Annotated in this window: 11 protein-coding genes; 7 read left to right on the forward strand and 4 right to left on the reverse strand. The window is 52.2% G+C overall.

The features are described from left to right. Positions 1 to 131 precede the first annotated feature (131 nt). The 5 genes from dnaE to trxA all read left to right on the forward strand — a co-directional run bounded on the left by dnaE (position 132) and on the right by trxA (position 6,507). Positions 132 to 3,815 (forward strand): DNA polymerase III subunit alpha, encoded by a 3,684-nt coding sequence (gene dnaE, locus MUN86_RS18035; RefSeq protein ID WP_245119435.1) that lies wholly within the window; start codon positions 132 to 134, stop codon positions 3,813 to 3,815. A gap of 149 nt (positions 3,816 to 3,964) precedes the next feature. Beyond that, positions 3,965 to 4,483 carry a GbsR/MarR family transcriptional regulator gene (locus MUN86_RS18040; RefSeq protein ID WP_245119436.1) on the forward strand — a complete coding sequence of 173 codons (519 nt, stop codon included), beginning with the start codon at positions 3,965 to 3,967 and terminating at the stop codon, positions 4,481 to 4,483. 118 nt (positions 4,484 to 4,601) lie between these two features. Next, a complete protein-coding gene (locus MUN86_RS18045; protein WP_245119437.1) occupies positions 4,602 to 5,537 on the forward strand; it encodes a TIGR01777 family oxidoreductase in 936 nt (311 codons plus the stop codon). 65 nt (positions 5,538 to 5,602) lie between these two features. Next, a complete protein-coding gene (locus MUN86_RS18050) occupies positions 5,603 to 5,986 on the forward strand; it encodes a hypothetical protein (RefSeq protein WP_245119438.1) in 384 nt (127 codons plus the stop codon). Between the two features lie 191 nt (positions 5,987 to 6,177). Next, positions 6,178 to 6,507 (forward strand): thioredoxin, encoded by a 330-nt coding sequence (gene trxA / locus MUN86_RS18055; RefSeq protein ID WP_245119439.1) that lies wholly within the window; start codon positions 6,178 to 6,180, stop codon positions 6,505 to 6,507. 157 nt (positions 6,508 to 6,664) lie between these two features. Here the strand turns inward: trxA and MUN86_RS18060 are convergent, their stop codons facing one another. The 3 genes from MUN86_RS18060 to MUN86_RS18070 form a co-directional block, all read right to left on the reverse strand. Beyond that, on the reverse strand, positions 6,665 to 7,561 hold the full coding sequence (locus tag MUN86_RS18060; RefSeq protein ID WP_245119440.1) for an energy transducer TonB: 897 nt from the start codon (positions 7,559 to 7,561) through the stop codon (positions 6,665 to 6,667). A 270-nt stretch (positions 7,562 to 7,831) separates the two neighbouring features. Next, entirely contained in the window at positions 7,832 to 8,302 is a 471-nt protein-coding gene (locus MUN86_RS18065; RefSeq protein ID WP_245119441.1) for an Lrp/AsnC ligand binding domain-containing protein, read from the reverse strand. A gap of 659 nt (positions 8,303 to 8,961) precedes the next feature. After that, complete coding sequence (locus MUN86_RS18070; protein WP_245119442.1) at positions 8,962 to 11,175, reverse strand: cytochrome c biogenesis protein CcdA; 2,214 nt, start codon at positions 11,173 to 11,175, stop codon at positions 8,962 to 8,964. 210 nt (positions 11,176 to 11,385) lie between these two features. Here MUN86_RS18070 and MUN86_RS18075 point away from each other — a divergent pair, with 210 nt between their 5' ends. Further along, positions 11,386 to 12,717 carry a hemolysin family protein gene (locus MUN86_RS18075; protein ID WP_245119443.1) on the forward strand — a complete coding sequence of 444 codons (1,332 nt, stop codon included), beginning with the start codon at positions 11,386 to 11,388 and terminating at the stop codon, positions 12,715 to 12,717. A gap of 70 nt (positions 12,718 to 12,787) precedes the next feature. On the opposite strand, the gene MUN86_RS18080 is transcribed toward MUN86_RS18075, so the two are convergent. Further along, positions 12,788 to 13,300: a gamma carbonic anhydrase family protein gene (locus MUN86_RS18080; protein WP_245119444.1), complete on the reverse strand. Its 513-nt coding sequence runs from the start codon at positions 13,298 to 13,300 to the stop codon at positions 12,788 to 12,790. Positions 13,301 to 13,594: 294 nt separating this feature from the next. Here MUN86_RS18080 and MUN86_RS18085 point away from each other — a divergent pair, with 294 nt between their 5' ends. Then, on the forward strand, positions 13,595 to 13,954 hold the full coding sequence (locus MUN86_RS18085; protein WP_245119445.1) for a DUF4870 domain-containing protein: 360 nt from the start codon (positions 13,595 to 13,597) through the stop codon (positions 13,952 to 13,954). The last annotated feature ends 84 nt before the right edge of the window (positions 13,955 to 14,038 follow it).

A 14,038-nucleotide genomic window follows, 5' to 3' on the forward strand; every position in this document is an offset into this window, starting at 1 on the left:
ATGGCTCGAAAAGCCATCCTTTTTTTGTTCTTGATACACAGAAACATCCGGTTCGACAACTTTCCTTTCCCAATCAGCGGCGGTAACTTTACTGAACCCTAGGTGCTTTCCGCCCTCATATCTGCTTGCCCATGCCCGTTTTCTCGCACCTGCACTCCCACACCCAGTATTCCCTTCTCGATGGCCAGGCCAGCATTGGCGCCCTCATGAAAAAGGCCCAGGCCGATGGCATGCCCGCAGTGGCTCTCACCGACCACGGTAACATGTTTGGGGCGTTCAACTTCGTGGCCGAAGCCAACAAGTACAACGTGAAGCCAATTGTAGGCTGCGAGTTCTACATGGTGGAGGACCGCCACAAAAAGGCCTTCAGCCGCGAGAAAGGCGAGCGAGACAAGCGTTATCACCAGTTGCTACTCGCTAAAGACCAAGCCGGCTACCACAACCTCGCCAAGCTCTGCTCAATGAGCTTCATCGAAGGCGTGTACTCCAAGTTTCCCCGCATCGACAAGGAGATTCTGCTCAAGTATCATGAGGGCCTGATTGCTACGTCGTGCTGCATTGGCGCCGAAATTCCGCAGGCTATCCTGTTCGAGAGTGAAGCCAAAGCCGAGGAGTTGCTGAAATGGTGGCTCGACGTGTTCGAGGACGACTATTACATCGAAATCCAGCGGCACGGCCTGATGAACTTCGACGGCACCGGCAAAAGCCAGGAAGACGTGAACCAAGTTCTGCTCGGCCTCGCCAAGAAGTACAACGTGAAGGTCATCTGCACCAACGACTCGCACTACGTCGACCAAACCGACTTCGCACCGCACGATATTCTGCTCTGCGTAAATACCGGTGAAGAACACAGCATTCCTGTCGGCGACTTCCAGACGCAGTATTTCCGTTTGATTTCGCAAGACAACAAAGTTCACTACGACCACCTCGACAACCTGCGCCCCCTCGCGGGTCAAGACGCCACTATGCGTCGTCAGCTCCAGCGCATCGACGAGGAAGCCCAGGGCCAGCGGCCTCGGTCGCGCTTTGGCTTCGCCAACGACCAGTTCTACTTCAAGACGCAAGAGGAAATGAACGCCCTCTTCGCCGACGTGCCGGAGAGTGTGGATAACACCAACGAAATTGTTGATAAGATCACGCCGCCCAAGCTGCAGCGCGACATTCTGCTCCCCAACTTCCCGCTGCCGCCCGAGCACCCCACCGCCGACGCCTTCCTGCGCTACCTCACCTACAAAGGTGCTTTCGAAGGCCCCAAACGGCGCTATTCCGAACGCACACCTGAAATCGAGGAACGCCTCGACTACGAGCTTCGCGTGATTGAGACGATGGGTTTTGCAGGTTACTTCCTCATCACCCAGGACTTTATCAACCACGGGCGCAACATTGGCGTGGCCGTAGGGCCGGGCCGGGGTTCGGCGGCCGGGTCGGCCGTAGCCTATTGCATCGGTATCACCAACATCGACCCCATCAAGTATTCGCTGCTGTTCGAGCGTTTCCTGAACCCGGAGCGCGTGTCCATGCCCGATATTGACATCGACTTCGACGACGTGAACCGTCAGAAAGTCATTGACTACGTGGTGGACAAGTACGGCAAAACGCAGGTGGCCCAGATTATCACTTTCGGTACCATGGCCGCTAAGTCCAGTATCAAAGACGTGGCTCGGGCCATGGATTTACCGCTGCCCGTCGCCAACGACCTCGTGAAGATGGTGCCCGACCAAGTAGGTACTACCCTAGCCAAGGCCTTTGCTGAAAACCAGGAACTCGACATGATTCGGCGCGACGATGCGGCCGACAACCTGCGCGGCCAGATTCTGCGTCTCGCCGAGAAACTAGAAGGCTCGGTCCGCAACACCGGCATCCACGCCGCCGGCGTTATCATCGCCCCCGACGACATCACCAAGTACATCCCCGTTTCCACTTCCAAGGATTCGGACCTGCTTGTTACGCAGTTTGATGGTAAGGTGATTGAGAGTGCCGGCATGCTCAAGATGGACTTCTTGGGTTTGAAGACGCTTACCATCATCGTCGATGCCATCAACCTGATCGAGCAAAACCACGGCGTCAAAATTGACATCGACGCCATTCCGATTGACGACCAGAAAACCTACGAACTCTACCAGCGCGGCGACACCATCGGGACGTTCCAGTTTGAATCCGAAGGGATGCGCATGTACCTCAAGGACCTCAAGCCGACCAACATCGAGGACCTGATTGCCATGAACGCCTTGTACCGGCCCGGCCCCATGCAGTTCATCCCAAACTTCATTAACCGCAAGCACGGCAAAGAGCCCGTAGACTACCCGCACGAGTTGCTGGAGCCCATCCTGAACTATTCGCAGGGCATCATGGTGTACCAGGAGCAAATTATGCAGACGGCCCAGATTCTGGCCGGCTACTCGCTCGGTGGTGCCGACTTGCTGCGCCGCGCCATGGGTAAGAAGGACATGAAAAAGATGGCCTTGGAGCGGGAGAAATTCTGCGAGGGCGCCGAGAAGCTGCACGGCATCAAGGCCAAGAAAGCCAACGAGGTGTTCGACGTGATGGAAAAGTTTGCGGCCTACGGCTTCAACCGCTCCCACTCCGCCGCCTACTCGGTGGTGGCCTACCAGACCGGCTACCTTAAGGCCCACTACCCTGCCGAGTACATGGCCGCCGTGCTCACCAACAACATGGGCGACATCAAAAAGGTGACTTTCTTCATCGAGGAAGCCCGCAAGCAAGGCGTAGCCGTACTTGGCCCCGATGTCAACGAATCCATCCTGAAGTTCAACGTGAACAAACAGGGCCAGATTCGTTTCGGCATGGCGGCCGTGAAAGGTGCTGGCGAAGCAGCCGTGGAGGAGATTGTGCAGGAACGCGCTAAGAAGGGCCCGTACGCCGATATTTTCGACTTCGCACGCCGCGTCAATCTGCGGGCTGTAAACAAGAAAACGTTCGAGAGCATGGCCCAGGCCGGCGCCTTCGATTCGTTTGAGCGCTATCACCGCCGCCAGTACATCGAGGCTCCTACCGGCGACCAGAACGTTATCGAGAAGGCCATGAAGGTGGGCCAGCAGCACCAAGCAGCCAAAGAATCGGCCCAACAGAGCTTGTTTGGCGGGGGCGGCGACATGATGGCCATTCCGATGCCCAAAATCCAGGACATGGAGCTTTGGAGCCCCACTGAAAAGCTACGCCGCGAAAAAGAAGTGGTTGGCTTCTACCTCTCCGGCCACCCGCTCGACGACTTCAAACTGGAAATCGACTCGTACTGCACCTGCGGCCTCGATAAGATCGAGAACTACAAGAATCGCGACATTTCAGTGGCCGGATTGATTTCCAACGTGCTGTTCAAGACCACCAAAACCGGCCACCCGTTCGTCAGCTTTAACGTGGAAGACTACGAATCGAGCTTGAACTTAGCCTTGTTCCGCGACGACTACTCGAAGTTCTCGCCCCTTATCAACCCGCGCAACTACGACAAAGAACAAGTACCGCCCATGTTCATCCGGGGCAAATTCCAGCAGCGTTTCCGCGACTCCGACCAGTTCGAGTTTAAGATCATGACCATGGAGCCACTCTTCCACGTGGCCGAGAAGCTCTCCAACGGCGTCCGGGTGCAGCTTGACCTGCGCACCATTACCGAGCCCTTCATGGACCGCTTCATGATGGCCGTGGAAGAAAGCCAAGGCACTAAAAAGCTGGAAATCAAATTTGCAGAGCCGCACGAGCATCTTGCCGTCGATACTTACTCCCGCCGCTACCGCATCGAACCGAAAGCCTTTATTGCTCGGATGCGGGAAATGGAAATTGAGGCCTGTCAGCTGATTTAAGGCCCCATAATAAAAACAACAGCTCCTGAGCAGGCTTCCGTTTGAGACGGAAGCCTGCTCAGGAGCTGTTGTTTTTATTGTCACTTACCAAAAGAAAATAAACTTTCAATTTTTATTGAAAGTTTGAAATACTCACATACATTTACACCATGCAACTCGAAGAAGCCAAGCGCAAGTTCATTGAAGGCTGGGGCACCCTAGGTTCGGCCTGGGGCGTGAGCCGGACGATGGCGCAGGTGCACGCCTTGCTGCTGGTGTCGGCGGGAGCATTGAGCACCGAGGACATTATGGAGCAGTTGCAAATCTCCAGAGGCAACGTTAACCTGAACGTGCGGGCCTTGATGGATTGGGGCTTGGTGCGCAAGGAACTGCGCCCCGGCGAGCGGCGCGAGTTCTTTTCGGGCGAGAAAGACATTCATAAAGTAGCTACCCTGATTATGAAAGAGCGGCGCCGGCGGGAGTTGGAGCCCATCATGCGCGTGCTCAGCGAAATCAAGCAAGTGGAGTCTTCCTCTACTGTTTCGGAAGCGGAAGCCCAGGCGTTTTCAGAAACGATTGGCAACATCCAAAACTTCGCCGACCTCGCCGACCGAACGGCTGCTACCATCATCAAAGCCGATGAAAACTGGTTTCTGAGCACGTTTATGAAGCTCATGCGCCCTAGCTAAATAGCCTTTTTTTTGCCGCTATGTTTCAATAATTATTGAAATTTCTATAATTACCATCTGTCACTCTAATATGTCCTCGGCTCTCGGTTTCCTCATTGGTCTCAAAGATTTTCTTGTCATGCATAGTTTCTCCGAAAACAAACCGAAAATCGTCATTGCTGGTGGGACTGGCTTTTTGGGTCAGCATCTAGCTTCGCACTTCCGGACGCTAGGCTGCAGAGTAATAATTATTAGCCGCAGTACCGTTCGCCAGCCTGACCACGTGCAATGGGATGCCCGGAGCATTGGTGCGTGGACGTCAGAGTTGGAAGGGGCGGCCGCCTTGATTAATATGACAGGTCGCTCCGTGGATTGCCGCTACACCGACGCCAACAAACAAGAAATACTATCCAGCCGAGTTGACAGTACTCGAGTTTTGGGACAAGCTGTTGCTACTTGTGTGAATCCGCCGCAAGTGTGGCTAAATGCCTCAACCGCCACTATTTATGCTCATTCCGATGGCTGGCAGCGTGCCAACACCGAAACAGATGGGAAGATAGGCACTGGCTTCTCAGTAGAGGTTGCAAAGGCCTGGGAAGCTGCTTTTTGGGCTCCTGAAACTCCTGCCACGCGCCGAGTAGTGCTGCGTGCATCCTTGGTGTTGAGTACCAACGGTGGCGCATTCCCCATAATGACAAAACTGGCCAAACGCGGACTTTGTACCCCGCAGGGCAACGGCTATCAGTGGATTAGTTGGCTCCACATCGAGGATTTTTGTCGCGCTGTAGAGTTTCTGATCAACGAAACCGAGCAGGCTGGCACCTTTAACATCTGCGCCCCTACCCCGCTTACAAACCGCGACTTCAATGCTTTATTGACTCAACAACTGCGCCCACTGATCCGCTTTCCACAGCCCGCTTGGCTGCTAGAAATAGGGGCTTTTTTACTGCGCACCGAAACCGAATTGATTCTGAAAAGCCGCAAAGTGGTGCCGCAACGGCTGCTAGACCTTGGCTTCCGATTCCGTTATCCTACCTGCGAACGGGCGGTAACTAACTTACTGCAACTGACCTAGCGGCAACATTACTTGCTTCGATTTAACGCGCTTGTTGTTTTTTTCTCATTTCACACATTTTACTCATGAACTACCTTCTGCTAGTTTACGGCATTTATCTGCCCGTCACGGTGCTACTCACGGTATGGGTGGCGCGCACATTATTCACTAACGGCCGGACTTTTTTAGTCGACATTTTTCATGGCAATGAGCCGCTGGCCGACTCGGTAAACAAGCTTCTGCTTACAGGCTTTTACCTCATCAACATTGGCTATGCTACCCTTATGCTTCGTAGCGACTACGCTGTTGAAAATTACCAGCAGACGGTGGAAACCCTGAGTATCAAGCTCGGAACCATCATCTTGATTCTCGGCGGGATGCACTTCTTCAACCTCTACGTGTTCTATAAGCTCCGCAGTCGGGCCAAAAACGAAGCCCGTGACTTGGCGTTTGTAGTCAACAAGCAATAAATTTTCTTGGCCCCAATAAATGGTCTAAGCGCGGCCATCTTCCTTGAGAGCCTAGTTCAATTCAGAATTTATTATCTGCCAACCTGTCCGACTGAACTTTCCGGCTCGGCTCTTGTTGAACACGCAATCTGCTACCTTGCGGCCCGCTTGACCGTAAAGAGCGTACACATTTCAACCAACCCCCTTTTGTTATGGGACACAAAGCCATCGAAATTACCGATGCTAACTTCGACGAAATCATCAACTCCGATAAGCCCGTGCTCGTGGACTTCTGGGCCGAATGGTGCGGCCCCTGCCGCATGGTAGGCCCCGTAGTCGAAGAGCTAGCCGGCGAATATGAAGGCAAGGTCGTGATTGGCAAAGTTGACGTGGATGCCAACCCGCAGACCTCGGCCAAATTCGGCATCCGCAGCATCCCGACGCTGCTGGTGTTTAAAAACGGTCAGATCGTGGACAAGCAAGTAGGCGCTGTACCGAAGCACGTACTAGCTCAAAAGCTGGATGCTCAGGTAACGGTCTAACTTGCATAGACTTTGAGCTTATAAAGAAGCCCGCTCTTTTAAAAGAGCGGGTTTTTTTGCTTGTAGCGCAAGAGGCATCTGCTATTGCGTCATGTGTTGCCTTTGGCTTGGTGCTATTAGGGATGAGCATCTAGCTACAGACAGTTTCGCAAAGCATCTAGTATAGTTCGTCGGGGTTAGCAGCACGGGCCTCAGTTGGAGGTGTTTGTGGCGGCCGCACCCCGCTCAGCAGAGAAAAGCCCGGCGAGAAATGGATGGGCACCGTGAATGTCATGGCGGTGGGTATGTTGTACTCGCGGCCAGGCTGAAAAGCAGGCAAACTTGCTACGACTCGTCTAGCTTCCTGGTCGGCTTCCGGAGCTAAGCCCCTTATCACCTCCACTTGCCCCACTCGGCCATCTTCGCCTACTGTATAGCGCACGTACACATTGCCAGTAATGCCCTTGCGGCGGGTATTTTTCGGATACGTCGTATTCCGAGTCACAAAATTCAGCAGAGCTTCCTCTCCCCCTGGAAACTCCGGCAGTTGCCGTTTGTGAAGCTTCCCTACGTAAGGCGAGGCATCCTCATTGAAAAAAGCTAGTGCCGGTCCTTTCTCCCTATTTAGCAACTCAATGGCGCTCAATTGACCTGTATCATAATAGTACCGCCATTCACCAGTAGGCTTACCGGCCGTGTAGGTTCCTTTCGAGCGTTTCTGACCGTTGCGATGCACACTGATCCAGGACCCAACGCGCTGCCCCTGCGCATATTCGCCACGCTGGCTCACCCGCCCGTCCTCGTACCAGGATACATACACCCCATCAGCTTCATCGGAGCGATAGTGCACCTGCGCCGCCTTGCCACCGTTGGAATGATACCAAGTCAATAACCCATTGCGAACAGGTGGGTCAATAGATGACAAGGTTCCGCGCAACAATAGTGCACCCGTAAGCGAGTACTCCCGCATAGCATATGTACCCAATAGCTCGTTCTTATGATCTATCAGCCGATAATGGGTGGCACTGTCAGGCACAGCCTCTTCATCTCGCTCATTGAGATAGATAGCGGGCATACTTTGTGCAGATATGCCTGTTGGCAAAGCCAATAGTAATCCGCAGAACACGACGAGGTTGGCTTTCATGAGGGAACGTACTACATGGAGGTTTGGAAATATAACACCCCATTAGCACTCACCCAAGCAGTTCATAAATAGTTAGGACAAAATCAGATTATAGTACTATACCAGGTTAAATTAAATGGTATACTTTTGTTAGAATTAGTTTATCGCTTGAAAAAGCTCGTTTTGATTCCCAAAACGAGCCCTTTTCCAAAGGCTTTTGTCTCAGGAAGGGAGAAGCTGAATCGGACGATTTAAAGTCTCCTCAAGTGAGATAAGAGTTTCAGTGCGCTCGATGCCTTCGATGAGTTGCATCCGATCATGTAGCACGTCGCGCAAGTGCTGCGTGTCTCGGCACACGATGCGCGCAAAGATGCCATAGGCACCTGTAGTGAAGTGAATGCTTACAACTTCCGGGATTTCGCGCAACTGTTCGGCAACACTCCCATACACCGAGCTTTTCAACAGGTAAATTCCTAAAAAAGCGTTTACCCCATAGCCTAGCTTTTGATAATCAATTTGAAGGGTAGCTCCCTTTACTATACCTAACTCTTCTAGTCGAGCCATGCGCACATGCACAGTCCCCCCTGATACGTGGACTTTGCGAGCAATTTCAGTATAAGGCATTTTGGCGTCCTGCATCAATAAATCCAGGATTTTGCGGTCGGTGTCGTCAAGTTCGTAATTCTTGGCCATTTTAAGGGAGCTTGATTATATATATTTAAATCACAACGGGCGTTATCAAGAAACATTGTAAATTTTTGGGCAGATAGCTGCTAAATTTTTACAATTCGATTCAACTTACTACATTTGTCATAATCCAACGCGTTCGGTGTTAGATTCTTTTTGTAGAATGATGAAACTGGCAGACATACCCTCCTCTCTCGGGGGTGGTGATTCGGGAAAAACTGGTCCGGCGGCCGGCTAACTGCACCGTGGAGGTTCGAATCCTTCTTCTACAGCACTAGGTGGCTTATATGTGAGGAGGGAAAACCGGGGCGTATCTGGGTGGGTGCGTTCCTTTTCAAGAGGCGGCATCTGGGTGGGTGCCGCCTTTTTCTTTGTATTTCGTTTTGGTGGAAGTAGGTGTGTTTACGGCTTCACAGACGCCCTGTTTTAAAATTGGCTGCAAAGGAACACAATTCTTACAGCAGAAACTATGTTAAATTTCAACAAAGAGGGGGCTTTGCGATAAAACTCGCAAAGCCCCCTCTTTGTCGATAAGCAAGTACTGTTCAGCTTATTATCGTTTCTCGCTGGGCAAAGCACATATAACCACGCCTACAGTTTAAACGCTTGTCGTAAGTAAAACACTAATAGTGACTTACGAGAATTCAGTTCTTCCACACTGCTAGTTAGCGTGTTGCTACAGGCTGTGCCTGCTGACGGTAGCTGGCCAAGCCAGCATCTAAGAACCGCACAAACGCCTCGGCATCGGGTTCATAGGCTATGGGTGTTGCGAGTGTATGCTGCAAGTCGGCGGGTGCATTAGGGTCGAGCAACACGTAGAAAGGCTGCGCATTGACGTTGAAGCCTGTCAGTTGAAGATCGGCATTCTTTTTTCCTAGTGTGGTTTTTAGTTTGCCGTCGTGCTTGGAGGTGTAGTGCTCAGTTGTTGGCAGGTCGGCCTTGTCGTCAACGTAAAGGGCCACTACCACATAATCTTCGCGCAGCCGCTTCAGTACCTGTGGATTGCTCCAAACAGTGGCTTCCATTTTGCGGCAATTCACGCAGGCATGCCCTGTGAAGTCAATAAAGATGGGTTTGTTTTGGGCTCGGGCGCAACGCTTGGCTTGTTCTAAATCGAAATAGCCTTGCAAGCCGTGAGGCAATTCTAGAAACTCAGCATAGCGCGGCGTTTCGCACAGGGTATTGGGTGCAGCTACAGCCGCGGTGGTAGGCAAGCCAGTAGCTGCTAGCGTAAAGTCGCGGCTGGTTTGGGGAGGCAAGTAACCAGCTAATAGCGGCAGTGGTGCCCCAAACAGGCCAGGTATCAAGTAGGTCATGAAGCTGAAAGCCAACACCGCCATCAGCAACCGACCTACGCTCAAATGAGGCAAATCGGAATCATGGGAGAGTTTGAAGCGGCCGAGCAGATAGAAACCCAAAAGGCCGGAAAGCGCAATCCAGAGTACGAGATAGATGTCGCGCGGCAACAGGTTCCAGTGGTAGGCTAGATCTGCCATGCTCAAGAATTTGAGCGCCAGCATCAGCTCTACGAAGCCTAGTACCACCTTCACTGTGTTCAGCCAGCCACCCGAACGGGGCAAACTCTTCAGCCAAGCCGGAAAAATGGCAAACAGCGTGAATGGCAACGCAAAGGCTAAGGAAAAGCCAAGCATCCCGATAATCGGGGTAAGACGTTGGCCTTGGGCAGCCATGGTCAGGATGGTAGCCACAATGGGCCCTGTGCATGAAAACGACACCAAAACCAGTGTGAGAGCCATAAAGAATACGCCCCCCCAGCCACCCTTGTCGGCCTGCGCGTCAATTTTATTGACCATGCCGTGAGGTAGCGTAATCTCGAACAGGCCCAGAAAGGACAAGCCAAATGCTACGAATACAACAAAGAAAATCAAGTTGGGCAGCCAATGCGTGCTAATCAGGTTGAGCCCGTCGGCCCCCAAGAGCACCGTGACCAGCAGCCCGACCACCACATAAATGAATATGATAGACAACCCGTATACCGTGGCCTTAAGAATACCGCGCGGCCGACTATCAGAGCCGCTTGTAAAAAACGACACGGTCATCGGAATCAGCGGAAACACACACGGGGTGATAAGAGCACCAAGACCAAAAAGAAAAGCGCCAAAAGCAAAAGCCAACAGGCCGTCCTTACCAGGATCCGCGTCCTGCGTTACGGTCGGGGTCGGCACGGTGGGTGCCACAGTGGCTTGATCGGATGCTGGTTCGGTGCCTAGAGTGGTAGCGGGAGGCGTGGTAACAGCGGCCGAAGCTGTGGTAGCGCTATCATTGGAGCTAGGAACTACTGCGGAAGTAGGTGGTGCCCCGGGTGCTACTACGGCGCCTGTAGGGGCGCCAGCTTGGGGCGTTTTACTTGGGGTTGTAGCTGGGGCCGCAGTACCCGATACAGTCAGTGGGCCAAATTTTAGGGTTTCTTCACCTGGAATACAACGGCCGTCGATATCGGTGCAGGTTTGATACTCCACGGCGGCTTGTACTGTGAGTGCCCCCGGTTGCAGCACTCGAATCCGCTGCCGGATCTGGCCAGTTTTCTCGAAATAAGTGATGTCGCCTTTAAAGACATCATCGAATTTCTTTTTCGAGTTAATGGACTTCGGCTTTCCGACCAGCTCGTATGCTGGACTTTTGGTGAAAGTAAAGGTGAAAGCAGTAGGACCTAAATCGGGGTCGAAGTCGGTGGCGTACAGGTGCCATTTGTCGTCGATGGTGGCATTGACGATGAGGTCTATTTCCTCACCTACCTTGGCCGCGGGCTGACTGAGCGCGGAAGAGAGCTTGGTGGGTGTTAGCACCTGCGCGGCTGCTCCTAACGCTGCTGACAGCACCAGGAGCAAAGCGAGAAATACGGTTTTAGAGCGAAGCATCAGGTAGGGGAAAGCGACAAAAACATTCTAACCACAAAGGTCGGCAGAAAGGGAACACTTGTACTGCATTAGCGGTTTCCTTTAATTTTCACGGCAAGATAGATTGCGCAACCTAGTTCTGAATGGAGCTCCGCCGAACCGCTTGGCGGGAATCCCGTACTTTTGTAATTACATAGGAAGCCAGGCCGGTCGAGCCATGCTTCCGTATCTATGGCTTTAAATATATTTCTTACCGTTCTACTGGTCTTGTTGAACGGGTTTTTTGTGGCGGCAGAGTTTGCCTTCGTGAAGGTCCGCCCTTCCCAAATAGACATCAAGGCGCAAGGCGGCAACCGGCTCGCGAAGCTCGTGCAGAGCATGCTGCATGATCTAAATTACTACCTATCGGCTACCCAGTTAGGGATTACCGTTGCCTCACTGGCTTTGGGTTGGGTAGGCGAAAGTGTGGTGGCAGAAGTGGTGCTAGCTATCATCGATCAGCTTGGGGTCACACTATCGCCAGCAACGGTGCATAAGATTGCTATTGCTACTTCGTTCACGCTCATCACAATTATGCACATTGTGTTAGGTGAGCAGGCGCCGAAAGTGTTGGCTATTCAGAAGCCGGAAAACACCAGCATTGCCATTGCAGCCCCGCTGTGGGCATTTGCCAAGATCACCCTTCCCCTCATCTGGCTGCTCGATAAGCTCTCTAACCTAGTACTACGCATGTTTGGCGTAGGCTCAGTGCATGAGTCCGAAGTACACACCACTGAAGAGCTACGTATTCTGCTCGACCAGAGCAAGCAAAGCGGCGAAATTCAGGAGTCAGAGCACGAACTATTGGAAAACGTGTTCGAGTTCAATGACCGGATGGTGAAGCAGATCATGGTGCCCCGCACCAAGCTCTCGGCCATCGACGTGCATACTCCACAAGATGGCATCCTGGAAACGGTCTACAATGAAGGCTTCTCCCGGATTCCAGTTTACGAAGGCAATATTGATAATATCGTGGGTATACTTTACGTGAAAGATTTGCTGCAAATCATTCGTCGTAACGAGCCCATTGTGTTGGCCAAGATTATGCGCCCACCTTACTTCGTGCCGGAAACCAAGAAAATTAACCGTTTGCTGCGCCAGTTTCAGCGTAAGCACACTCACATGGCTATCGTGAGCGACGAGTTTGGCGGGGTGTCCGGTATCGTCACCATCGAGGATATTATGGAAGAACTGGTAGGTGAAATCCAGGACGAATACGATAACGAGGTTCCCGTGGTAGAGAAGGTTTCAGAAACCGAATACCGCGTCAACACCTCCACAGCCATTCCCGATGCCAACGAGTATCTCCCCTACCCTCTTCCCGAAGGCGACGACTACGAAACGGTTGGTGGTCTGCTCAACGTCATCTACGGCAATATCCCCGAAGTTGGGGATGTAGCTGTTCTTGACAACTATGAATTTCGGGTATTGAAACGTTCTGGCCGCTCTGTGGAATTGGTGCAACTCCGGGTAACGACTTCTGCTGAGCGCGAGGAAGAAGCCAATGAGGCTCTAAATCTTTAAGTTTGCCTCCCGAATTCTCAGACTAAAAAGGCCCTGCATAGTATGCAGGGCCTTTTTAGTCTGATTGTTGCTACTTCAACCAACTAGCGTACAGCACATAGTTATCGGCGGTACGCTTCAGATTTGCACGTTGCTCATCGGTTACGGGCTTGATGCGGCGAGCCGGAATACCAGCATAGAGATAGCCAGGCTCACATTGCGTATTCTCTAGTACCACTGCTCCCGCCGCAATAATGCAGCCCGTACCTACTACCGCATGGTCCATCACGATGGCGCCCATCCCGATCAGCACATCATCCTCGATGGTGCAGCCGTGCGCTATGGCCTTGTGACCAATACTAACCCGGGAACCAATGGTGAGAGGTGCCTTCTGATAGGTGCAATGCAGCACAGCTCCATCCTGAATGTTCGTCTGGTCGCCGATACGAATGCGGTGCACGTCGCCCCGAATAACAGCGTTGAACCACACCGTACAGTCCTGACCAAGCACTACGTCGCCAATGATGGTGGCATTGTCGGCAACATAACAGTTGGCGCCGAGCTGGGGCAGGATGCCATGAACGGGAAGAATGAGAGTAGGCATAATGCTGTAAAATTTTGAAATAGTGAATCTGGTATGAGAGCCGGCGGCTGGTGCAAGTAAGACAGTAAACGCATTACCTCATTTGCCTGGCTACGCTTTAGCCATAAGCTGCCCCTACTGGCAACAGCATATTCATCGTGAAATGGTTGACATACTCACGCACGTAGCGGGCTACGAACTAGTTGAACTGCCGGAGGCTCAAGCAGCCTGTTGCGCGTGTATGCAGAATTCTCTATTTTATGTGTTACTTACTGGTCACCTGCCGCTAACACCAATAAAGCCTTTCTCTATTTCATGGCACAGCCGCTATTCCCCGTCGATCAAGAAACTCGCCAGTGGGCTACTTTTCTGCACTTGTCGTTGCTGGCAGGGCTGCTAGTTCCGGGCGCAGGCTTTGTCTTGCCCATTGTGCTATGGCAAATCAAAAAGAACGAACTACCGGGCATTGATGCCCACGGCAAAGTGGTAGCCAACTGGATAATCAGCGCCCTGATTTACGGGGTAATAAGCGGAATGCTGGTGTTCGTATTGGTTGGCTTTCCGCTACTTGGCGTTCTAGGGCTGTTAACTCTGATTTTCCCTATTATCGGAGCCATCAAAGCAAATGAAGGTGAGCTTTGGGTTTATCCGCTCTCCATCCGCGTCTTTTCATAAGAACACTTAAGGCTAGTTTGGCTTTCCAATTTGTTTTGAGCAACCCAGCCATCCGTTATACGCTCATAGAGTGTCCCACTATTC

Origin of the sequence: Hymenobacter volaticus (genome assembly GCF_022921055.1) — a bacterium.
GTDB lineage: Bacteria > Bacteroidota > Bacteroidia > Cytophagales > Hymenobacteraceae > Hymenobacter > Hymenobacter volaticus.